Annotated in this window: 17 protein-coding genes; 12 read left to right on the top strand and 5 right to left on the bottom strand. The window is 55.0% G+C overall.

All coding sequences use genetic code 11. The annotated features are described in order from the left end of the window. Positions 1 to 606: 606 nt before the first annotated feature. The 3 genes from ACR0K5_RS00700 to ACR0K5_RS00710 all read left to right on the top strand — a co-directional run bounded on the left by ACR0K5_RS00700 (position 607) and on the right by ACR0K5_RS00710 (position 5,890). Entirely contained in the window at positions 607 to 2,658 is a 2,052-nt protein-coding gene (locus ACR0K5_RS00700; RefSeq protein ID WP_480627821.1) for a hypothetical protein, read from the top strand. A gap of 128 nt (positions 2,659 to 2,786) precedes the next feature. Then, entirely contained in the window at positions 2,787 to 4,511 is a 1,725-nt protein-coding gene (locus tag ACR0K5_RS00705) for a WG repeat-containing protein (RefSeq protein WP_480627822.1), read from the top strand. A 308-nt stretch (positions 4,512 to 4,819) separates the two neighbouring features. After that, complete coding sequence (locus ACR0K5_RS00710) at positions 4,820 to 5,890, top strand: site-2 protease family protein (protein ID WP_480627823.1); 1,071 nt, start codon at positions 4,820 to 4,822, stop codon at positions 5,888 to 5,890. A 9-nt stretch (positions 5,891 to 5,899) separates the two neighbouring features. Here the strand turns inward: ACR0K5_RS00710 and aroB are convergent, their stop codons facing one another. Both aroB and ACR0K5_RS00720 read right to left on the bottom strand, forming a co-directional pair. Beyond that, positions 5,900 to 7,012: a 3-dehydroquinate synthase gene (aroB, locus tag ACR0K5_RS00715; protein WP_480627824.1), complete on the bottom strand. Its 1,113-nt coding sequence runs from the start codon at positions 7,010 to 7,012 to the stop codon at positions 5,900 to 5,902. Next, a complete protein-coding gene (locus ACR0K5_RS00720) occupies positions 7,013 to 7,600 on the bottom strand; it encodes a shikimate kinase (RefSeq protein ID WP_480627825.1) in 588 nt (195 codons plus the stop codon). It abuts the gene before it with no gap. A 79-nt stretch (positions 7,601 to 7,679) separates the two neighbouring features. Between ACR0K5_RS00720 and ACR0K5_RS00725 the strand changes: the two genes are divergently transcribed. The 4 genes from ACR0K5_RS00725 to ACR0K5_RS00740 all read left to right on the top strand — a co-directional run bounded on the left by ACR0K5_RS00725 (position 7,680) and on the right by ACR0K5_RS00740 (position 11,669). Then, on the top strand, positions 7,680 to 7,829 hold the full coding sequence (locus ACR0K5_RS00725) for a hypothetical protein (protein WP_480627826.1): 150 nt from the start codon (positions 7,680 to 7,682) through the stop codon (positions 7,827 to 7,829). Next, on the top strand, positions 7,819 to 9,339 hold the full coding sequence (locus ACR0K5_RS00730) for a hypothetical protein (RefSeq protein WP_480627827.1): 1,521 nt from the start codon (positions 7,819 to 7,821) through the stop codon (positions 9,337 to 9,339). The genes ACR0K5_RS00725 and ACR0K5_RS00730 overlap by 11 nt, the downstream gene beginning before the upstream one ends. A gap of 2 nt (positions 9,340 to 9,341) precedes the next feature. Continuing rightward, positions 9,342 to 10,298, top strand: a complete 957-nt coding sequence (locus tag ACR0K5_RS00735) for a tyrosine recombinase (protein ID WP_480627828.1) — start codon at positions 9,342 to 9,344, stop codon at positions 10,296 to 10,298. 63 nt (positions 10,299 to 10,361) lie between these two features. After that, positions 10,362 to 11,669, top strand: coding sequence for an HlyC/CorC family transporter (locus tag ACR0K5_RS00740; protein ID WP_480627829.1), 1,308 nt, complete (start codon positions 10,362 to 10,364; stop codon positions 11,667 to 11,669). A gap of 57 nt (positions 11,670 to 11,726) precedes the next feature. Here ACR0K5_RS00740 and ACR0K5_RS00745 read toward each other — a convergent pair whose 3' ends face one another. After that, positions 11,727 to 13,295 (bottom strand): ABC transporter substrate-binding protein, encoded by a 1,569-nt coding sequence (locus tag ACR0K5_RS00745; protein ID WP_480627830.1) that lies wholly within the window; start codon positions 13,293 to 13,295, stop codon positions 11,727 to 11,729. A gap of 192 nt (positions 13,296 to 13,487) precedes the next feature. Between ACR0K5_RS00745 and ACR0K5_RS00750 the strand changes: the two genes are divergently transcribed. The 5 genes from ACR0K5_RS00750 to ACR0K5_RS00770 all read left to right on the top strand — a co-directional run bounded on the left by ACR0K5_RS00750 (position 13,488) and on the right by ACR0K5_RS00770 (position 20,939). Continuing rightward, positions 13,488 to 15,905 (top strand): GcvT family protein, encoded by a 2,418-nt coding sequence (locus tag ACR0K5_RS00750; RefSeq protein ID WP_480627831.1) that lies wholly within the window; start codon positions 13,488 to 13,490, stop codon positions 15,903 to 15,905. A gap of 31 nt (positions 15,906 to 15,936) precedes the next feature. Continuing rightward, positions 15,937 to 16,536 carry a nucleotidyltransferase family protein gene (locus ACR0K5_RS00755; protein ID WP_480627832.1) on the top strand — a complete coding sequence of 200 codons (600 nt, stop codon included), beginning with the start codon at positions 15,937 to 15,939 and terminating at the stop codon, positions 16,534 to 16,536. A 748-nt stretch (positions 16,537 to 17,284) separates the two neighbouring features. Next, positions 17,285 to 18,721: a DegQ family serine endoprotease gene (locus tag ACR0K5_RS00760; RefSeq protein WP_480627833.1), complete on the top strand. Its 1,437-nt coding sequence runs from the start codon at positions 17,285 to 17,287 to the stop codon at positions 18,719 to 18,721. A 180-nt stretch (positions 18,722 to 18,901) separates the two neighbouring features. Then, a complete protein-coding gene (locus tag ACR0K5_RS00765; RefSeq protein WP_480575140.1) occupies positions 18,902 to 19,582 on the top strand; it encodes a response regulator transcription factor in 681 nt (226 codons plus the stop codon). Beyond that, a complete protein-coding gene (locus ACR0K5_RS00770; protein ID WP_480627834.1) occupies positions 19,575 to 20,939 on the top strand; it encodes a sensor histidine kinase in 1,365 nt (454 codons plus the stop codon). The genes ACR0K5_RS00765 and ACR0K5_RS00770 overlap by 8 nt, the downstream gene beginning before the upstream one ends. Positions 20,940 to 20,941: 2 nt before the next feature. On the opposite strand, the gene ACR0K5_RS00775 is transcribed toward ACR0K5_RS00770, so the two are convergent. After that, entirely contained in the window at positions 20,942 to 21,409 is a 468-nt protein-coding gene (locus ACR0K5_RS00775) for a CYTH domain-containing protein (protein WP_480627835.1), read from the bottom strand. Between the two features lie 10 nt (positions 21,410 to 21,419). Continuing rightward, positions 21,420 to 22,160: a ParA family protein gene (locus tag ACR0K5_RS00780; RefSeq protein WP_480627836.1), complete on the bottom strand. Its 741-nt coding sequence runs from the start codon at positions 22,158 to 22,160 to the stop codon at positions 21,420 to 21,422. Positions 22,161 to 22,162 lie beyond the last annotated feature (2 nt).

Below are 22,162 nucleotides of genomic sequence, written 5' to 3' on the forward strand. Positions count from 1 at the left end.
ATATTTACTAGCGGCGAACGGTTTAGCTATCTCGAAACCAAATCTGGTCTTCCTGATTATTGGAGCACACTATTTGTCGCGGTAGAACTTCGTCCGAGGTTTGCACAGAACACCATTATCAGTGCGCTGACGGCAATCCGTCATCTAGGCTCTGGACTCATTGAATTTCAAAGCCAGTAGATGTTTCTCCCACTATCTTTTCGCAATTGCACAACTATTTTATTCACCGCCTTGTAAATGATCGTAACTTGGCCCTCCTTGAAAACACAATCTCGACCCTCGATAGTGTTTCGCGCAGCCAGATTCCCAACCTCCCACAGGGAGGTTGCGTTGTGACCGGAACCACCTTCGATATTCCGATGCTTTTGCAGGTTGAGAAACTGTCAGACGATAAAGCTCCGGACAGCAGTGATGTCGATCTGGAGATGCTGTGGGGTTCACGTTGAAACCATATTCGGGTTTTGTGAAGCGTTGACATTGCGAAGACACAAGTTCGCCAGCAGAAGAGTTCTAAAAAGATCGGCAATATTTGCGAAAACACTGCTCATTTTCTGCACATCTGCACGTTAGAAAATCTTAGAACGACCATTTGGATCTAGTGAGACCATGAACATGCGACTTTGGAGAGATTGGGTGCTTCTCTGGGCGATCATGCCCTTGGCAACATCCTTTTTTCTGATGGCATTGAGCAAGCAAATAAATGAAGTCGATCCACTGGCGCAGCTTCACCGAACAGGTTCACTCTTCGTCATTCTCCTCGCCCTGGCGTTTTTGTTCGTAGCTCCGTTTGTCGTGATCAAGCGTCACCTAAATCGATACGGAGTTGGGGCTTATTTTGTCTGTCTTCTCCTGTTTTTTGCGGGCTGGTCTCTTTTTCTCTGGCCATCATTCGGCGACGTTAATGGTGGCATCTTCCAACTTAAGAAGGCGTTCTCGTCTTCAGTTCTTCGGCTCAAATTTGATCCACCGATACGTCTTGTGGACACTTTGGCTCTACCTTGGTGGAAGCTCTACATCTCGATCCTTACAACAACGGCGCTAACATTTTCTGGTCCAGTTCTGGTCGTTTGTATGCTTACTGGGCGGCTGCGTGACTTCGGCCTTGTGATGTCACTATTCCTTCTCGCCGGCTTCGTCACAGCTACGTCCGACGCCCTTTTTTATCTCCTCGATATTAGGGAACTAAAATTTGGACAGTTAAATGGGAAAAACTGGTGGGAACGCATAGCGGCAATGGCAACTTGGGCGGTGTCTTCCGCAATCGGCGCGACCGTCAGCGTGATCGGATTAAACCGTGTGCTGTATCGATCAAACAAGAACCACGGTCGCCTTGAGTTTTACTACCCGCGCTCATATCGCACGGCATTCACTTTGTCGGCTGTCACAGCCTTGATGCTCTGGGGGGCATGTTACTCAATTGACTTCGTTACTGGTCCCAAAGGCATTCGCTCAAACTTTGCAGAGCTTCGGAGATCACTAACCTTGGTGCCCAAGCAGGACGAGTCTTCGGGCCAAGAGATATTGCAGTTTTCTCATGTATTGGAGGCCTCGCCTTACAGATTTCCAAATCCTAACTATACAGTCTTTCAACTTGCGCCAGACGAAAAGACAGCGGTCCTTCTGGAACAACACGGCAAGAGCAAAGGGCAGCTTGCAATTTACAATATCGTTTCAGGCAAACGAGTGAAGTCACTGGGTGATCCGCTCTCTCGATTCGAACGGACTTCATTTCTATGGAGCAACTCGGCAAAGTACTTAGCTGTTCGTACCAATGGAGCATTGCGGAATGGTCAGCGGTACGAGCGCTATGAAACAAAAGTCACACTCTACAAGCTTCCTCACTATGAAATGGTCTCCGAATGGGAATCCTCTTCAATCGGTTGCCAGCATCCAGTGGTTTCGACGACTAGCATGATCATGAATGAAAATGATGAACTACTCGTGATCTGCTATGCACCAGCACAAAACAGTACGAAAAACGTTTTGGCGGCCACACTATCCGTTCCAGACCTCAATGTGGTTCGACTGAGAGAACGGTCGGGCATCGAAGTGGGTAGCAGCATGCGATCTATCACTCGGTTGGGCAAGTCGACCTACGTTCCAATGATGGTTCACGGTAGCGATGGTCGTTTTCTCTTTGCCGATCTTTCAGACCCGTCCAACAACATCGTCTTTGATCACCCACTCAGGTTGGGGCGCGGAGGCAGGCTGACTTTTCAAGGTTTTGTTACAAACAATGCTGAGCCGGATACGGTTGGTCTGCGCTTCTGTGGATCGATTGAGGACGTTTCGAACCCGCCGGAACACCATATCGAGGCAGCTTGGGGACCTTCATTCTGTCGGCGGCTTGACTACGATCCGAGCACCGGTTCTTTGACAGGAATCGTCGACGGTGAAGAGACACGCATCAGCAAAGAGCCACTAAGTGTTCGAGAGGTCTCTATTTCCTACGGAGCTTTGGAAATAGTCGGCGTGTTGAACAAGCTGAGAAAAACAGGGGAACTAGTCGTCACATCCGGTGAAAACGGACCCGTTTTACAAACCATCCGAAGTAAAGCACAGATACCCTTCGCAGTGTCTCTTAAGAACGGGCTCTTATTTACGAACCGAACCGACGAACGAAAGATTGCCGTCTATTCGATTGACAAAGAAAGCTAACTTCAAGTTTGAACAAGCAAAGAAGCGTGCCGTAGACAAGTGAGGCAAGCCCGCTACACTGCCATCTACCAGATTGACAGAAAAAACTATTTCCTGATGTACACGATCAAAATGAACAGAGGTTCAACGTGAATTTGAAGGCGAAATTTGCAATTTTGTTTATGGCTGCAACGCTTATTACGGGCATCGCTCATGCAGAACCACTAATGCCTTTATGTAAGTTCCCCAGAGCTTTATGCGGTTATGTTGATGACGTGGGCACGGTCGTCATACCGCCGAAGTTTGACACAGCAGGTAAGTTTGTCGAAGCCCGCGCAAGAGTATCGGTCGGTGGACAGTATGGAATAATCGACAACTCAGGCGTTTTCGTAGTTCCGCCCGATTATCAAGCAGTCAGTGACTTCTGGAATGGGCTGGCACAACTTCACAAGGACGGTGTCACAACCCTAGTTGACCACGACGGTTACGAGATTTTCCGGGCCGAGGGAGAGATTATCATTCCCACAGATGCCAATCATTTTCTGATCGGCAGAAGACGTTATGAATCAAGTGTTCTCGGATTAGGGTTTAGGAACGGCCTCAAAGAATATGGTTTAGTAAATTTTCTTAACCAATACTGGTCGATGTTTGACAGGTCGACCGGCCGGAAGTCCGAACCTGTTGTTTCCGATGTCAGGTTTCTCTCTGACCAGCCCAACTCTCCGTTTTGGCAGAAAGTGGACGGCGAGTACTTCCTGACCAACACGGATGGTTCGCGCTTGACGGAGGGTCTCGACTATGGCGGATACCTAAGTAACGGTACAATTCCAATACGTCGTGACGACTGGTCAGCACTGATAAATCTGCAAGGAGAGGTTGTTCAAGAAAAGCTCTTTGAGAAAGCTGATTTTTTCTATGATGACCGGTGGACGACCTTTCGACAAAACTTAGACGGAGTGGATCGCTTCGGGTATATCGATCAAAGTGGGGAAATCGTCATACCGGCTCAATTCGAGAAGGCCGGGCAATTTGAAGGCGACGTAGCCAAAGTCACGCTGAATGGATGGGACATTCAGATTGATCGAGCGGGAAACCCGGTCGCAGGTTGTTTAGATGACATTGTGGTCAAGGAAATCGAAGACGACTATTTCATCGTACGTCTGGACGGCACAACAGTCACCAATCAACCCTTTGCCTACGCCACCGCATCGTGTCAGCAACCAACCCGAGTATATACACACGACGACAAAGCAGGCTTTGTCACTTCCGATGGAGAATTACTTGGGAAACGACACTACAGGAATGCAAGCGCTTTTAATGATGGTGTCGCCGCCGTGTGGCTGGAAGACAATCATTTTGGAATCATCGACACAAGCGGAGCATTCATAGTACCGCCACTTAGCTTGAAGGCTAAGGTCATCACAAACATAGATTATGTGGTGATAAATCCGGGGCCTGACCACAAAAAACTGACGCGCGCTTTGGCGGATCAATTGGCGAGAGACCCGTCTTTGTTGACCACGGCTCCACCTACCCCGCCCTCCCGACCACATTGTCGTGACGATAGTGTAGATATCCTCACAGAAAATGGGTTGATGTCGTATTGGGATGTAACTGGAGCCCAGTTTATTGAACGACAATTCGATTTTGCGACATGCTTTCGCAATGGATACGCTCAGGTGGCCATTCCAGAGCGCCGTGAGTGGTGCGATATAGACAAACGCGGCTTAGTCAGGGAAAGCACATGCAACTGTCATCAACCGTTGATCATTTTCGAATTCGATACTGGGCCCAAAATGAGTTCGGAAGACGCCGACTGCTATGCATTCGGCTTGCGCATCGTGCAGGAGTATTCATCAAAGTCTGCCCAGTGACTCAAAATCACTTGGAAACCGTTTCAACTAATATTTGAGTGAAGACGTTTTGCAGCGGCCGTTCGCCCAGTCGACGAGAGATGAACCTTGATGAAATACAGTGTTCGTGAAATGTTGATTTAAACTGGTGAAGTTGAATACGAGCCGGGATTTCGGCTGTAAATCAACGTTTTGAGTCAAACGTGTTTACTTATGATCTGAAACAAGCGCAGCACCCTTCAGTATTCTATGGGCAACCCCACAGTCACTCACACAGTTGCTGGGAAATTTTGTTACCTTAACCCTTTTAAGCAAAACGGAGACATAACATGACATGGTCCTTCTCTCTCGGCCGATTGCTCGGGTCCGAACTGAGGGTCCATGTCACTTTTTTTCTGCTGCTTGCCTGGGTGGGTTTCGCCGCCTACTCAGCCGGTGGTCTACCGGCTGCAATTGACAACCTCTTGTTCGTTCTGGCGTTGTTTGCCTGTGTGGTCGCACATGAATTCGGCCATGCGCTGATGGCGCGGCGCTATGGAATCAAGACCCCCGACATTACGCTGTTACCCATCGGTGGGCTGGCCCGGCTAGAAAGGATGCCGGAAAAGCCGATGCAAGAGGTGATGGTGGCACTTGCAGGCCCTGCCGTGAATATCGTGATCTGGATTGTTCTGGTCGCTTTGGGTGCAGGGCTGCCGATTGAGATGTTCTCCCAGATCGATGCACCGGGTATCGGGTTTCTGAACAGGCTGGCCTACATCAATCTTCTGCTGGCCGTTTTCAACATGATCCCCGCTTTCCCAATGGACGGAGGACGCGTGTTTCGCGCCCTGTTGTGTCTGCGCATGGATCGCGTCAAAGCCACACGTGTGGCTGCGGTCGGAGGTCAGATCGTCGCCGTTGGCCTGGGTTTTTTGGGGCTGAGTTCGGGCAACCCGTTTCTTGTGCTGATCGCGGTGTTCGTGTTCATCGCCGCCAACGCCGAAAGTCAGGACGTCGCCCTGCGATCCGCGGCACGCCGTGTTCTGGCCCGGGACGCGATGATCACCGAGTTTCACGCGCTCTCCCCCAACGATACGCTGAGCACAGCGGCACAAGCCGTGATTCACACGACTCAGCACGAGTTCCCTGTATTGGACTCAGAACAGGCCCTGCTGGGTTTCGTAACGCGTGAACGACTGTTTGCAGCGCTCGCAAGTGATCAGCCCAGATCGGCTCCTGCCACTTCGATCATGGATGCGGATGTCCCTGCAGTTTCACTTACCACCGGCCTTGAGGCCGTGCTGGAACATCTGCACAAGGGCGCTCCGGCCATTGCGGTGGTCGCCCGGACCGGACGCATGATGGGTTACATCACCCGCGAGAACATCGGCGAGCTGATGGTTATTCAGGGTCGTTAGGTTTTCAGGTCAAGCCGTCGCAAGCGCATCCGACAGAACCGACAGAACCGCATCTTTCGACACATCCGAAGTTACGAACGCCTGCCCAATTCCACGCGCCAGAATAAACCGAAGCTGACCGTCCACGACCTTCTTGTCTTGTCCCATAAGGTCCACCAGCGCCTCGGCACTTGGCAATTCGCCGGGAATATCAGCCAGATCGGTTTTCATTCCCATCGCGCGCAAATGCGCCCGTACCCGGCTTGGATCCTCTTGCGAGCATAGGCCAAGGCGGGATGACAGCTCAAACGCCAGCGCACAACCAATGGCCACGCCCTCGCCGTGCAGAAGGCGGTCGGAATAGCCCGTTGCGGCCTCCAGCGCGTGGCAGAACGTGTGCCCCAGATTGAGAAGGGCACGGTCGCCCTGTTCTGTTTCGTCCCGCGCCACGATATCGGCTTTCATTTGCACCGAACGCGTTACCGCGCGCACTCGGGCCGCCATGTCGCCCGAGGATACACTTGGCCCAAATTCTTCAAGCCATTCAAAGAAGCTTGCGTCACCGAGCAAGCCGTATTTCACCACCTCGCCATAACCGGACAGGAAGTCTCTCTGGGTCATGGTACCCAGTACCGAGGTGTCCGCCAGAACCAGCGATGGCTGATGAAACGCACCGATCAGGTTTTTCCCCTGAGGCGCGTTGATCCCTGTCTTTCCTCCAACCGAACTGTCCACTTGCGCCAGCAAAGACGTCGGGATTTGAACGAAGCGAACACCGCGCCGCAAAACCGCCGCTGCAAAGCCTGCGAGGTCGCCAATGACCCCGCCGCCCAAAGCCATGACCACATCCCGGCGTTCGACTTTTTCGGCCAGCAACCACTCAACGGCGCGTTCGAAATGCGGCCAGCTTTTGGTTGCCTCTCCGGCAGGCAATGCCAACGCGGTCATCTCGATCCCCGCCGCCTTCAGCCCGGCGCGCAGAGCGTCGAGATGCAGATCGGCCACGTTCTCATCCGTTAAAACCGCCACTTTTGGCCGGGCCAGCGATGGCGATATCCATTCCCCTGCCCGTGCCAGAAGATCCGGACCGATTTCGACATCATACGAACGGTCACCCAAGTCTACATGTACTGTTTGGTGCATCTATTTAAGTTCCAAAACATCAGGACGCGCCAACAAAGCGTCGACAACGCGGCCCACCATATTTTCGATCGAAGTTTCTCCATCCGAATCGACGGTTAGATCGGCCTGAGCATAAACCGGTACGCGAACCTCGTAGAGGGATTTCAACGTCGCAAACGGATCAGCAGTGCGCAGCAGTGGACGTGTGTCTTTGTGGCGCACACGGTTCCATAGAACATTCAGGTCCGCCCGCAACCAGACTGCAGCACCCTTTTGGGCGATAATGCGACGGTTTTCCGGCTGCAAGAACGCCCCGCCACCCGTTGAAAGAATGCCCTTTTTCTCATCCAGCAAGCGCCCGATGACCTGCGTTTCCTTGGTGCGAAAGAACGGTTCCCCGTCGCGTTCAAAAATTTCCGGAATGGTCATGTTGGCGGCTGATTCGATTTCAGCATCACTGTCAAGAAACGGAACACCCAGTCGCGCCGCCAATGCGCGGCCCACCGCGGTCTTGCCAGCCCCCATCATACCCACCAGAACCACGGTTTTGTGCAGATTAAAACCAGCCTGTGTGTCCGCCGAGTGCTTGTTATGCTTAATTTCGCTCATTTAACCGTGAATGACGTGATCTTGGAGAAAATGCCAGTTATAACTTGGCCAAAATCAAAAATTGAGGCAGCGTGGGGCCATGGGCCGTCTGATCAAATTCCTGATATATGTTCTATGCCTTGGGTTCATTGGGCTGGTTGCCTATGCCTATGTCGGCCCGTTCTTTGGCGCGGATTTCTCTGCGCCTCAAAGTGAAATCCGCGAACCGGTCGTATTGGATGTCAACTAAACAAGCGCTGTTGGCGATCTTTCTGGCTGGATCGGCACATGCGCAAGCGCCGCTGTCTGCGATCGAATGGCTGGCGGATCCGCCCGAAAACCTTCCCGGAACTGTTTTGCTTGAACCTCCGGTAACGCAAAATGGTGCTTTGCCCGAGATCGAGGTGACACCGCTTGAGGCACTGTCGCAGCCGTTGGGCCTCGTGGCGTCATCCGTCACGGGTCTGCCTGTAGACTTGTGGCAAGGCAGCGATGCAGACCGACTGGCCGAACTGATCGCGAAAACACCCGTTCGCGATAATCCAGCCATGCAGCGCCTGTTGTTCACATTACTTTTGTCAGAAACCCGCGCACCCGCCGGGCCAGAAGCACAAGAGGTTCTGTTGCTGGCACGGCTGGACCGCCTGATGCAGCTGGGCGCAGCCGATCCCGTTCAATCGCTGGTTCAATTGGCCGGGCCGACCGATACACAGGATCGGTTTCAACGCTGGTTTGATGCAACGTTGCTGACCGGTGATGAGGATCGCAGTTGTACCGCCCTTATCGCTGAACCGCACCTGTCAAAGAACTATGCCGCGCAAGTATTCTGTAAGGCCCGGCGGGGCGATTGGGCATCGGCCGCACTGACACTGGAAGCAGCGCATGCGTTGGAAATTCTGCCACCAGAAGACCTTGCGGTTCTGGATCGTTTTCTAAGCCCCGAACTTTATGAAGGCGCGCCTTATCTGCCTCAACCTGAACACCCCGATCCACTGAGTTTCCGGCTGTTTGAAGCCATCGGGGAACGGCTACCGTCGGCCTCGTTGCCAAGAGCTTTTGCAAATGCAGATCTGCGCGATGTGGCCGGCTGGAAGGCACAGATCGAAGCCGCCGAGCGGCTCACGCGCATTGGCGCCCTGACACCAAATCAATTGCTGGGCCTCTATACCGAGAGGTCCCCGGCGGCGTCCGGCGCAGTCTGGGACAGGGTCGCGGCCATGCAACGTTTTGAAAGCGCGCTGGATACTGGAAACGCGGAAGCGATTGGAAAAACACTGCCACAGGTCTGGGAACAGATGCGTAGCGTCGGACTTGAGGTTCCCTTCGCCGACTTATTCGCCGAGCGTTTGTCGGACGTTTCATTAGAGGTCCCGGCGACAGAAAACCTGCGCTGGCGCCTTCTGATGTTGTCTGGCCTTTACGAACAGGCCGCGCAATCGACGCCCGATACGTCAAACGATACGCAATTCCTCGCCGCCCTGGCACAAGGCGATCCGGGACGCGCAGTATCCCCTTCCCCTTGGGCGGATGCAGTCGCCCAGGGATTTGAATGGGCGGCGCCGGTACCCAACGATATTGACGCCCTACTTGCCAATGGTCAGCTTGGTGAAGCCATACTGGAAGCCATGCAACTTTTTGCACATGGCGCACGAGGCAATCTGGTAGACCTCACAGCCGCAATCGCAACCTTCCGGCGGGTTGGCCTGGAAGACACCGCGCGGCGCGCGGCCCTGACCCTGCTGATCCTGCAAGAGAGTTGACCATGGGCGCTCCGGCATCGAACGAGCTGTGGATTTCAACCTTCCTGCAAGCTCAGGCGGCGGAACTGGGGGCAGCCACAAACACGTTGCTGGCCTATGGGCGCGACCTGAAAGACTTTGCATCCTGGTTAGAGCACAGGACATCCGGGTTCGATCAGGCAGATCGCGATCAGATCGAAGCCTACCTGATCGACTGTGATGCACAGGGCTTGTCACGTTCAACCCGTGCGCGGCGATTGTCTGCTATCAAACAGCTCTACCGGTTTGCGTTCGAAGAAGGCTGGAGTGAGACGAACCCAGCCATCCAGATCAAAGGTCCGGGACGGCAGAAGCGCCTGCCCAAAACGCTGGACGTGCCTGAAGTAGACCGCCTTCTCGAAGCCGCTCGGCAAACCGGGCGTACCCGTACCGACCGAGTACGCAACACGTGTCTGATGGAGGTTCTGTATGCCACCGGAATGCGCGTGACCGAACTTGTGTCCCTGCCCGTTTCGTCGGCCCGAGGCGATCCGCGCATGTTGTTGGTGCTGGGTAAAGGTGGCAAGGAACGCATGGTGCCCCTGTCCCCTCCGGCGCGGGACGCATTGGCCGACTGGTTGACTGTGCGGGACGAAGTCGAAGACCAGACCGTTGAGAAAGGTGGTCAAAGATCGCGCTTTTTGTTTCCGTCGCGCGGCAAATCTGGCCACTTGACGCGGCACAGGTTCTTTCTGCTGGTCAAGGAACTGGCGGTTCAGGGTGGTGTTTCGCCTGAGAAAGTCACCCCGCATACCCTACGCCACGCCTTTGCAACGCATCTGCTTGCCAACGGGGCCGACCTGCGTTCGATCCAGACCCTGTTGGGCCACGCTGACGTTGCAACAACCGAGATTTACACTCATGTTCTGGATGAACGGCTGGCGGAACTGGTGTTGCAGCATCACCCGTTGAGCAAAGACCCTGACGGAGACAAGGGCTAAGCCCTTGATCCAGCGGGGCGGCATCCCCATAACGGATGCATCACCCTAAACCACCAAGGACCAATGGAACCCTCACCTTCTCTGATCGACGGCGCATTCTGGTTTACATCAGGCGCGATCCTCTTATTGCTCGTTCTGTCCGGCTTTTTCTCGGGCTCGGAAACGGCCCTCACGGCCTCTTCACGCGGAAAACTCAGGGCGCAGGCCGACAAAGGATCACGTGGGGCAAAAAAAGCGCTGGAGATCACCGATGACAATGAACGTCTGATCGGATCAGTTCTTCTGGGCAACAACCTGGTCAACATCCTTGCGGCCTCGTTGGCAACGGCCTTATTCACCCGGTTGTTCGGAGAAAGCGGCGTGGCTTTGGCGACGTTGGTTATGACCTTTTTGGTCCTGATCTTTGCCGAAGTGTTGCCCAAGACCTACGCCATCACCAATTCTGAAAAGGCAGCAGCCGCGGTCGCGCCGATCATCAGCGTGGTCGTGACGGTGTTTTCACCTATCGTGGCCGCGGTGCGTTTACTCGTTCGCGGTGTATTGCGCCTGTTTGGGGTGCAGATCGATCCCGACAGCAACATTCTGGCCGTGCGTGAAGAAATCGCCGGTGCCCTGCAACTGGGCCATTCCGAAGGTGTGGTCGAGAAAGAGGACCGCGACCGCATTTTAGGCGCGCTGGATCTGGGTGACCGAGCGGTGGAAGAGATTATGTTGCACCGCTCGAATATCGAGATGATCGATGCCAATGCCGCACCCGAAGCCATCCTGAAACAGTGCCTTGAAAGCCCACACACGCGTTTGCCTGTTTTCCGCGAAGAGCCTGAGAACATTGTAGGGGTTGTTCACGCCAAGGACCTATTCCGCGCGATGTATAAGCAGGCAGGTAGCAGCGACGGCGGCACCGACCGTTTAGCCAACTTTGACATCGGAAAAGTGGCGAACGACCCCTATTTTGTACCGGAAACCACAACGCTTGACGACCAGATGCGGGAATTCCTGCGGATGCACAGCCATTTTGCACTCGTGGTAGACGAATATGGTTCGTTGCGCGGCCTGATCACTCTGGAAGATATTCTGGAAGAAATCGTGGGCGAGATTGCCGATGAGTTTGACATCGAGGAAGAAGTCCCGGTGACCCGCACAGAAGATGGCCAGTATCTTGTCGAAGGTGCCATGACCATCCGTGACGCCAACCGCGCGCTGGACTGGTCTCTGCCGGATGAAGAAGCCAATACCCTCGCTGGCCTGGTGATTCACGAAGCGCAGATGATCCCCGTCGTCGGTCAGGTGTTTTCGTTCCACGGTTTCCGGTTCGAGGTCACGTCACGTGAAGGCAACCGCATCACTGGACTAAAAGTGCGCCCGCTTTAAAGGCCCCCCCAAAAAACCGGTGCCCCGCAACAGGGCACCGGTTCTTTTAGTTAGCTCTTAGGCAAACCAGGTGCGGCTGGCGACGTAGCCATCCATCAGGTCTCCGTTGGCATGCGCCGCCCAACCTGTGACCTTGTCCGAGTATCCATCGATGAACTGGTTGAACATCGGGTTGATAAGGCCGCCTTCTTCCCAGACGATCCGTGCCATCTGGGCATAGATGTCCTTGCGCTTTGCTTCATCCAACTCTGCCCGCGCTTTCAACAGCAACGCGTCGAACTCTTCATTTTTGAAGCGGGTGTCGTTCCAGTCCGCAGTAGACAGATAGCCGACTGACCACATCTGGTCCTGAACAGGACGACCGCCCCAATACGAAGCGCAGAAGGGTTTTTTGTTCCACACTTCCGACCAATACCCGTCCGCGGGCTCGCGCTGGATTTCCAACGGGATGCCAGCCTCTTGGGCAGACAACTGGAACAGCTGCGCCGCATCGATCGCACCGGCAAAGGCACCATCTGAGACATGCAACACGATGGGCGAGCCATCGTGGCCGGACGCTTTGTAGTGCTCAGCCGCTTTTGCCAGATCGAACGCGCGCTGCTCCATCGTGTCGTCGAACAGAGGATAAGCTTCGTTGATCGGGATATCGTTGCCGATCGAGCCATAGCCGCGCAGAACTTTCTCTACCAACTCCTCTCTGTTGATTGCGTATTTCAGAGCCAGTCGCAGATCCTTGTTGTCGAAAGGTGCGGTGTCGCAATGCATGACAAAGATATAGTGCCCGCGGCCCGACGTGGCGTTGAGCGTGACCCCCGGTGCACGGCCAAACAACTTGGCAGTACGCGGTGGCACGATGTTGATGGCGTGAACCTGGCCAGCCTGCAGTGCGGCTGAACGCGCGGTGTCATCGTTCAGGACCAGAATTTCGTGGCTGTCAAAGTGGCCGACACTGTCATCCCAGTGATTGGCGAACTTCTCAAACCCATAGCGAATGCCAGGCTCGTCCGCGACAACCTTGTACGCGCCTGTTGCGATGCCTTCTGCCGGATTGTCCATACCGCCGCCGGGCTGAATGACCAGGTGATAATCCGACAACAGGTATGGCAGATCGGCATTCGGCGTAACCAGTGTGACAACCACATTGTCGCCATCGACGCGCACATCTTCAATCCCGCGCATAATACCCAGAGCACCGGATTGGGACTCTTCGTTCGAATGACGCGCCAGTGTCAGCTGAACATCTTCGGGGGTCAGAGTCTTGCCGTTGTGAAATTCAACTCCCTTACGGATTTTAAAATGCCAGACCTTTCCGTCTTCGGACGCTTCCCAACTTTCTGCCAGGCTCGCCGCCAGCCCTCCGTCAGCGGTAACCACGGTCAGGGTGTTTCCATACGCGCGAAGGGCCTTGGCCGTCACGTGCGAAGCCGACAAAGCCGGGTCCAGAGTATTGGTACTTTCGCCGCCCGTCAGGCCCAGAACAAAGTGACCACCCTTTTTAGGTGTTTCCGCCAGACCCGCTTCGGCCCAGATCGTGCTTGCGACTGCCGTGCTCAGACCCAGTGCAGAAGCTTTTGCCAAGAATTCTCGGCGACTCAGCGCTTGGGGTTTTAGGTCGAATTTGCTCATATCTTATCCTAACCGAGTGATTATGAAGGGTATTGATCGCGCGGCTGTTAGCTTGATTCTGTAACAGGCTCGTGACCAATTTTACGGCTCTTATCCGGCCAGGCAAATTACTTCCACGACAAGTTTTGTCGCGTTTGGCATTGCGCTCTGATCCGTGCCAAGCACACTGGCGAAAACCAGTCGGAGGCCCTTATGAAACTTCAAACTCGCGCGGTGGTAATTGGCGGCGGCGTTGTTGGCTGCTCGGTTCTTTATCACCTGACAAAACTGGGCTGGTCCGATGTCATGCTGTTGGAAAGGTCCGAGTTGACCAGCGGATCGACCTGGCACGCCGCAGGCGGGTTTCACACGCTGAACGGCGACACCAATATGGCTGCGCTGCAGGGTTACACGATCCGGCTGTACAAAGAGCTGGAAGAGATCACCGGTATGTCATGCGGCCTTCACCATGTGGGCGGCGTGACACTGGCCGACAATCAGGACCGGTTTGACATGCTTCTGGCCGAACGTGCCAAGCACAGGTTCATGGGGTTGGAGACTGAAATCGTCGGGCCGGAAGAGGTCAAGAAAATCGCACCGATTACGAACACCGACGGCATAATCGGCGCGCTGTATGATCCGCTCGACGGGCACCTTGACCCATCTGGTACCACACACGCTTATGCCAAAGCAGCCCGCATGGGTGGTGCCACCATCGAAACTCATTGCATGGTGCGTGAAACCAACCAGCGTCCGGACGGAACCTGGGATGTAGTGACCGACAAAGGCACTATTCACGCCGAACATATCGTAAATGCAGGCGGTCTTTGGGCGCGTGAAGTTGGCGCAATGGCCGGTGTCTATTTCCCGCTACATCCTATGGAACATCAATATCTGGTGACCGACTCGATCCCTCAAATCGAAGCGATCATCGACGCAGGCGGTGAACATCCGCACGTCATGGATCCGGCAGGCGAAAGTTACCTGCGGCAGGAAGGGCGTGGCCTGTGCATCGGCTTTTATGAGCAACCCTGCAAACCATGGGCTGTTGATGGCACGCCCTGGGAATTCGGCCATGAATTGCTGCCCGACGACTACGACAAGATCACTGACAGCATCGAATTCGCGTATCGACGCTTTCCGGTTCTGGCTGAAGCAGGGGTGAAATCGGTGATCCACGGGCCGTTCACGTTTGCGCCCGACGGCAACCCTCTGGTCGGGCCGGTTCCGGGTATGCGCAATTACTGGTCGGCTTGCGGTGTCATGGCCGGGTTCAGTCAAGGCGGAGGTGTTGGTCTTACACTGGCGCAATGGATGATCGAGGGCGAGCCCGAACGCGATGTCTTTGCTATGGATGTTGCGCGTTTTGGCGACTGGATCAGCCCCGGCTATACCCGCCCCAAAGTCATCGAGAACTATCAGAAACGCTTCAGCGTCGCCTACCCGAACGAAGAACTACCCGCCGCGCGCCCCAACCGCACGACTCCGATGTACGACATATTCAGCGATCTGGGCGCGGTTTGGGGGCAGCAATACGGCCTCGAAGTCGCCAACTACTTCGCTCAGGGCGACGAGCCGGGCTATGAGACGCCATCATTCCGGCGTTCGGATGCCTTCGAGGCAACAGGCCGAGAAGTGCGTGCCGTGCGTGAGGGTGTGGGCATCAACGAAGTCCACAATTTCGGTAAATATCGCATCTCAGGACCCGCCGCGCGCGATTGGTTGGATCAGATCATGGCAGGTCGGATTCCGAAACCCGGACGGCTGTCTCTGACACCGATGCTGTCACCAAAAGGCAAACTGATCGGCGATTTCACAGTGTCCTGCCTGAGCGAGACTGAATTCCAGCTTACGGCCTCATATGGCAGCCAGGCGTTCCACATGCGCTGGTTCCAGCAGAACGCGCAGGACGGCGTGACGATTGAGAATATCAGCGACCGTTTGAACGGGTTTCAGATCGCGGGGCCTAAGGCAATGCAGGTTCTGGCCGCGTGTTCCCGCGATGATCTGAAGGACTTCCGCTTCCTCGACGTACGCCGCATGACTGTTGGCATGACCGAATGCACCGTGCAGAGAGTCAGTTATACCGGTGATCTTGGTTATGAAATCTACTGCGATCCGATAGCGCAGCGGCAACTTTGGTGGACATTGTGGAAGGCCGGAGAGCAGCACGGAATGGTTCCATTTGGAATGCGCGCAATGATGAGCCTGCGTTTGGACAAGTTCTTTGGCTCGTGGATGCGGGAGTTTTCGCCCGACTACACGGCTGCAGAAACCGGGTTGGACAGGTTCATCTCATTCCGAAAGAACGCGGATTTCATTGGTCGCACGGCCGCTGAGGCGGAACGCGCCAAAGGCGCGGCACGCACCTTGGTTGCCTTCGAAGTCGAAGCCGATGACGCAGACGTCAACGCCTATGAACCGATCTGGCTGGACGGTGCAGTTGTTGGTTTCTGCACCTCAGGAGGCTATTCGCATTACGCTCAGAGGTCCGTCGCCATGGGTTTCCTGCCGTCCGAACGCGTAGCAGATGGGCTTGAAGTGGAGATCGAGATACTGGGCCAGATGCGCAATGCAAAAGTCATTTCGACACCTTTGTTTGACGCTAATGGAGCCCGAATGAGGGGATGACTCGGGCCTGGGTCAACGGCATTGTGTCGGAATGACTGAGGTTCCCATTATCCTTCTGGCTGCAGGTCAATCCAGCCGCATGGGCGGCATCGATAAACTGATGCAGCAAATCGACGGCATTCCGCTGCTCGCCCGGTCCGCAAGCATGGCCTGCGCCGTTGGGCCAGTAATAGTCGCCCTGCCCCCTGGACCGCATCCCAGATATGATGCGCTTGAAGGTCTGGATGTTCAGATCGTTCCGGTTTGGGATGCGGCAGAAGGAATGAACGCCAGTTTGCGCACCGCGCTCAAATTGCTGCCATCGGATACACCAGCCGCAATGGTTTTGTTGGCCGATTTGCCTGATCTGACTGAAACCGATCTGGCTACTATCCTGAAAGCGCGGCAAACCCATCCAGACAACGTAATCTGGCGTGGAACAACAGAGGATGGAAAGCCTGGCCATCCGGTGGTGTTTGACAAATCTCTATTCAACCAACTCTCACAGTTGCAGGGAGACACCGGCGCCCAGGCGATTGTACGGAAACATCAAGGCCGCGTTCATCTGCAGCCCCTGCCCGGCCGAAATGCATTGTTGGATCTGGATACCCCGGAAGACTGGGAAGACTGGCGTGGCAAACACGCCCCCTGAACAAACGCGGCCCGGTCTGTTCGACCGGGCCGGTGCCCAAAACAGGACTACCACTTTGTTCAATCTCCAAAGCGCGGCCAGTGTGCCTTTAGAAACACCCCGGCTACAAAACAGCCAAACCTAAACAAGACCCCCTCGTTAACATGCCGCTATCACTTTTGGTGATCGAGTTAGCCGCCAGCGCCCCCTAGCGCTTTTAGCTCCCCTCACTTGGGCACCTTCATCCTCACTGATCCGATCGTTCGAAACAACGTAAAATTGGAAGAAAGGGTTAATTTGAGTCTTCTTCGGATGGCTTTTGCGCAACATTGCACGCCACTGCAATCAACCCAAAGGCGATCATATATTTTTGAAAACGGCAGCGATTCGAAATTAAGCGCGAACATATTCCTCAATATCCGCAATCAAGAGTATGTTTATTGTTTCAATCCAAGGTTTACACAGACTCCCCCACAACCATTGGAAGAGCAGTCTTTTTTCCCATTATTCGGGGGGATGATTGTCAACAAGACAAAACAAATTCAATGTTTTTGAAAGTTTGCCGTCGATTTCAGCAACAATCCTCCGATTCGCTCGCGTTTGAACCGCCAGATTCCGCGAATCCCGATCACTGTCGGCCGCCACACAACACCGGCTTTGTGGCAAAATTAAGATTTATTAATTGATCAGTCAGGAAACCCCAATCCTGATCCGTCACTTGATGTCTCAACGCGCAATGGAATCTGCGCGAACAATACAGGAGACACACATGAGCATCCGCAAATCCTCGCTTTTACTTCCTCGCACGTCCAACTGGATGGGGGTCAGCGCATTGGGCGCCGCAATGCTTGCGACAACCGCCATGCCGTCGATGGCAGACGAGGCACTGGCTGATCTGGTCGAAACCGTTTCGCCTTCGGTCGTAACCATCATCGCAGAACAAGACGCTGCACCGACTCCGGCACAAGGCCAGAACTTTGACTTCGACGGACATCCGTTCGGCGAATTCTTCAAACGTTTCGGCGGACCTGAAGGGTTCGACATGCCTCAACGTGGTCCGGCCCAGGGCTTGGGCTCGGGTTTCGTTCTGGATAAAGCTGGATACATCGTCACCAATCACCATGTCGTCGACAAGGCCTCGACCGTGACCGTGCGGCTCAACGATGATCGCACCTTTGAAGCGGAAGTGGTCGGAACCGACCCGCTGACAGATATCGCGGTTTTGAAGATCGACGCGGATACTGACCTGCAAGCCGTCGATCTGGGCGACAGCGACGCGATCCGCGTGGGCGAGGACGTGGTGGCCATCGGCAACCCCTTCGGCCTGAGTTCGACTGTGACCACAGGCATCGTTTCGGCCAAAGGGCGCAATATTTCGGAAGGTCCCTATGCCGAGTTCATCCAGACGGATGCAGCGATCAACAAAGGCAACTCGGGCGGTCCCCTGTTCAACATGGAAGGCGAAGTGGTCGGTGTGAACTCGGCCATCTATTCGCCCAGCGGCGGATCGGTCGGTCTGGGTTTTGCGGTCACGTCGAACATCGTCGAACACATCGCATCCGATCTGCGTGATGACGGACAGGTCAGCCGTGGTTGGCTGGGCGTTTCGATCCAGAACGTAAGCCCGCAACTCGCAGCGGCATTGGGTATCGATGCGTCCTCTGGCGCACTGGTGTCTGACGTCGTTGCAGACAGCCCGGCAGATGGCGTCCTGAAACAAGGCGATGTGATTCTGTCCTTCAATGATGAGGCCGTCGACTCCAGTGGTGATCTGCCCATCCTTGTGGGCACAACCAAAGTCGGCACCGACAGCACCCTGACCGTGTTGCGTGACGGCAAACAGGAAACGGTGACGCTGACCGTTGGCCAGTATCAGACCGCCTCAGTTGAGACCGATACACCGGTCGAGGCGGAAGTTGCGGGTACAACGCTCGGTGTTACCGTGGCACCGCTGACTGAAACAGTTCGGGCGGAGACAGGTGTTGCCGAAACTGTCGAGGGCGTAGTGGTCACGGACCTGAAGCCCGACAGCCCCGCAGCAAAGGCTGGCCTGCAGCGTGGCGACGTGATCGTCAAGCTCGGCAATCAGGACACCTTCACGCCAGACGCTCTGAAGGCGGCATTGGATAGCGAAAAAACTGATCCTGCCCTTGTGCTGATCAATCGCGCCGGCAGCCAGATCTTCGTCGCGGTCGAACTGGCCTGATCCTGAACATGCGTGCGCCGCTTGATGGGGATTTTCGGCGCACGCTACACCCGGCGGATCAGAGTTGTCCACTATCCGCCGGGCTTGCCGGGTGCAGGCCCAGCATCCGGCAAGAACTTCTTCTAACCATGTGCTTTACCTGAAATTTGTGCTTAAATCCCGAAAGAAAGGAGCCCGACCATGAGCCGCCGACTGTTGATCGTCGAAGATGATGCCGACACCAGGGACTTCATCGCCAAAGGATTTGGTGAAGAGGGTTACGTGGTCGAAACCGCCGCTGACGGTCGCGAGGGGTTGTACCATGCCACGGACGGAGGGTTTGACGCCATTGTTCTGGACAGGATGCTACCCGGTCTGGACGGGCTCTCGCTCATCAAATCCCTGCGGGCAGCCGGATTGAAAACCCCGGTATTGATGCTGACGGCGATGAGCGCGGTGGACGAGCGGGTCAAGGGCCTGCGTTCGGGCGCTGACGATTATCTGGTCAAGCCGTTCTCGTTTCAGGAACTGCACGCGCGAATAGAAGCCTTACTGCGTCGCCCTCAGGAATCCGAAGAAGCGCCCACACTCACCTGCAAGGATCTGCAGATGGACTTGCTGACCCGCAAAGTCACGCGCGATGGACACGAGATCACCCTGACACCGCGTGAGTTTCAGATCCTCGAGTTTTTCCTGCGCCGCAAAAACCGTGTCGTGTCGCGCACAATGTTATTGGAAGGGGTCTGGGATTATCACTTTGACCCGAACACCAACGTTGTGGATGTTCATATCTCAAAACTGCGGCGCCAGTTGGATGAAGGCGGTGACGCACCGTTGATTGAAACCGTCCGCGGAGCGGGTTACATGATGTCCGATGGATAACCTTCGGCTTTCCCTGAACAATTCCCGCACAAGGCTGGTTGCGACCAGCATGTTCCTGAGCACGATTCTGACAGCGTCTGTGCTCGCGGTTGTCTATGTGACCGCCAACCGAAGCATCGAATCCGAGACCCGCTCGGTTGTGTCAGCCGAGTTGACGGGGCTGGCAGATGAATATGAAAGGCGTGGGCTGATCGGGCTGATCGCCGCGATCGAACGTCGCATGCCAAGCGCGTCAGAGCGCGACGCGCTCTATCTTTTGACAGACCGTCTGGGCATCAAACTGGTCGGTAACATCAAATCCTGGCCTGTGAACATTGCCGCCGGAAGTGGTTGGGTAGACTTGGAATTACACCGGGCCGACAATGATCAACTCGTGTCCGTCTCAGCCGCGTCAATCCGCTTACCGGGCGGCGAGCGCCTTCTGGTTGGGCGGGATGCGGCGTCACGCCAGCAATTCGACAGGGTTCTGTTCCGGTCAGTTGCGCTGGCGCTGGGGATTGCTTTGGTTTTGAGCGTCATCACCGGTTGGTTATTCACAAGATTGGTGTTTTCGCGCCTTTCAGACATTGCCAGCACGGCTGAGAATATCGTTTCGGGCGATCTGTCCAAACGGATGCCCCTGCGTGGAACCGGGGACGAATTCGATCAGGTTTCAGGTACGTTGAACAACATGCTCGACCGGATCGAGGAATTGATCAGCAACCTTCGCACCACCTCAAATTCTATCGCGCATGATCTTCGGTCACCTTTGTCCCGCTTGCGGCAAAGGGTCGAAGCCCTCTCGGAGCCCGGCAAAAGCGATCTGGATCGCGAGATCGACATTGCGAGGGCAACAGGTGAAATCGATCACGTTTTGCGCGTGCTGGGGCAACTCACCGAAATCTCGCGGGCCGAGGCTGGTCTGGGACGCGAGCAATTTGAAACCATTGATTTACAGCAACTGGTTGGCGACGTTGTGGAACTTTATGACCCAGTGGCCGCCGACCAAGATGTGCAACTTGAAGTCAAAGGCTCCGCTCCTGCCATTCAGGGACACCGGCCCCTACTGTCGCAAGCTCTTTCCAATCTGTTGGAAAACGCAATGCGTTACGCTCCAGTTGATACCGCGATCACGATATCAATCGATGCACGTGACGGCTTTGCCCGACTGAGCGTCAGGGACCGTGGCCCTGGTGTTCCGCCCGAAGAACTGGATCGCCTTCAGCTTCCATTCGTAACACTTGACCCGGCGCGGACGGAACGCAATGCCGGTTTAGGGCTGGCTCTGGTTGCCGCAATCTCACATATGCACGGCGGGAAATTTGCAGCCCGGAACTGTGACCCCGGATTGGAAACAACAATCAATCTGGCACAATAGCGTTAATCCGGAACACCGTTTATCGCCAAGGTCTTGTTTTTATATCGTTTGTCTTCAGTCACATCCGCACCGAACCATTCCGGAGGTATGTATCCTTTGGCCTGATCCTCTGAAGTGAATTCCACCTCCACCAGACGCAAAGGCGCCAGATCGCCCGAGAAAACATCCAGTTCAAACACCAGACCATCCGGCAAATGGCCGGTGTAGCGTTCTTTCTCAATCCTGCGCCCTTCTGTTTCCGGCCAGAAGGTTTCGAACTGTTCACCAGTGATCTCTGCCTCACGCTCTACCCGGACGAGGCCGCCGCCACCCTTCAAAGTCAGAAAAAAAACTCTGTTCTTTTGCCTCAGCCGCAACTCGGTCGAGTCGTCGGGTGCCGTCAGATAACCCTGCCGCACAACTGCTTTCTCGGCTTTGCTCAGGTCCGGCAGGCTTGCCACCAGAAACTTGCGTTCGATTTCTTTGCTCATTGGTTTGAAATCACCCCTTCTCCAATTCGTCAAACAACGCCCGGTAGGCAGCACAGGACGCACTGCGTCCGGCATAGGTGCTGACCGGGGCACGGTGCTGACCCATCTTTTCGATATCTGCTGCGAAAGGAACCGTCGTTCGCAAGAAGCGCTTGGGATACAACTTACGCATCGACTCCATTGTTTCCTGGTGCAAAACCTTCCTTTGCTGCACCATCGAAAAGTACGCGCGCAGCTTTTTCTTGCGCAGCTTGTGTTCGTCAAAAAAGCTCACCAACTGTTCGAACGTCCGCTCGGACAGGGTTGTAGGGATGACCGGCACGACGATTTCATCGGCTGCTTTGAAGATGTTCTCGGACAGGGTCGAAAAGTTGGGCGGGCAATCCAGAATGATCACGTCATAGTCACTGCCAGCCGAAATCAGAGCCTTTTTCAACCGCGAGCGTTTGTTCCGCATCCGTGACAGGAACACATCGAAATCGCGGAAGGTCAGGTTCGCGGGCAGCACGTCCAACCCTTCGAAATCGCTGGCCCTGATTGCCTTGGTAAACCGCTCCACGTCTTCGAAAAACCGCGCATCCGTCAGCTTTTTTGACGGTTTCACCCGAAAGTAAAACCCCGACGCACCCTGAGGGTCGAGATCACACAGCAACACCTGTTGCCCCGCCTGCGCGTAGGCATAAGCCAAGTTCACCGAGGTTGCGGTTTTACCAACACCGCCTTTGTTGCTGTAACAGGCAACGATCTTCATTC

This window comes from Ruegeria sp. AB9, assembly GCF_056542585.1.

Excerpts from the sequence above, each read along its gene's own strand:
- ACR0K5_RS00720 (WP_480627825.1), bottom strand. The coding sequence starts at position 7,600 with ATGAGCGAAATTAAGCATAACAAGCACTCGGCGGACACACAGGCTGGT.
- ACR0K5_RS00760 (WP_480627833.1), top strand. The coding sequence starts at position 17,285 with ATGAGCATCCGCAAATCCTCGCTTTTACTTCCTCGCACGTCCAACTGG.
- ACR0K5_RS00725 (WP_480627826.1), top strand. The coding sequence starts at position 7,680 with ATGGGCCGTCTGATCAAATTCCTGATATATGTTCTATGCCTTGGGTTC.
- ACR0K5_RS00740 (WP_480627829.1), top strand. The coding sequence starts at position 10,362 with ATGGAACCCTCACCTTCTCTGATCGACGGCGCATTCTGGTTTACATCA.
- aroB (WP_480627824.1), bottom strand. The coding sequence starts at position 7,012 with ATGCACCAAACAGTACATGTAGACTTGGGTGACCGTTCGTATGATGTC.
- ACR0K5_RS00710 (WP_480627823.1), top strand. The coding sequence starts at position 4,820 with ATGACATGGTCCTTCTCTCTCGGCCGATTGCTCGGGTCCGAACTGAGG.
- ACR0K5_RS00750 (WP_480627831.1), top strand. The coding sequence starts at position 13,488 with ATGAAACTTCAAACTCGCGCGGTGGTAATTGGCGGCGGCGTTGTTGGC.
- ACR0K5_RS00735 (WP_480627828.1), top strand. The coding sequence starts at position 9,342 with ATGGGCGCTCCGGCATCGAACGAGCTGTGGATTTCAACCTTCCTGCAA.
- ACR0K5_RS00770 (WP_480627834.1), top strand. The coding sequence starts at position 19,575 with ATGGATAACCTTCGGCTTTCCCTGAACAATTCCCGCACAAGGCTGGTT.
- ACR0K5_RS00745 (WP_480627830.1), bottom strand. The coding sequence starts at position 13,295 with ATGAGCAAATTCGACCTAAAACCCCAAGCGCTGAGTCGCCGAGAATTC.
- ACR0K5_RS00755 (WP_480627832.1), top strand. The coding sequence starts at position 15,937 with ATGACTGAGGTTCCCATTATCCTTCTGGCTGCAGGTCAATCCAGCCGC.
- ACR0K5_RS00700 (WP_480627821.1), top strand. The coding sequence starts at position 607 with ATGAACATGCGACTTTGGAGAGATTGGGTGCTTCTCTGGGCGATCATG.
- ACR0K5_RS00775 (WP_480627835.1), bottom strand. The coding sequence starts at position 21,409 with ATGAGCAAAGAAATCGAACGCAAGTTTCTGGTGGCAAGCCTGCCGGAC.
- ACR0K5_RS00730 (WP_480627827.1), top strand. The coding sequence starts at position 7,819 with ATGTCAACTAAACAAGCGCTGTTGGCGATCTTTCTGGCTGGATCGGCA.
- ACR0K5_RS00765 (WP_480575140.1), top strand. The coding sequence starts at position 18,902 with ATGAGCCGCCGACTGTTGATCGTCGAAGATGATGCCGACACCAGGGAC.
- ACR0K5_RS00780 (WP_480627836.1), bottom strand. The coding sequence starts at position 22,160 with ATGAAGATCGTTGCCTGTTACAGCAACAAAGGCGGTGTTGGTAAAACC.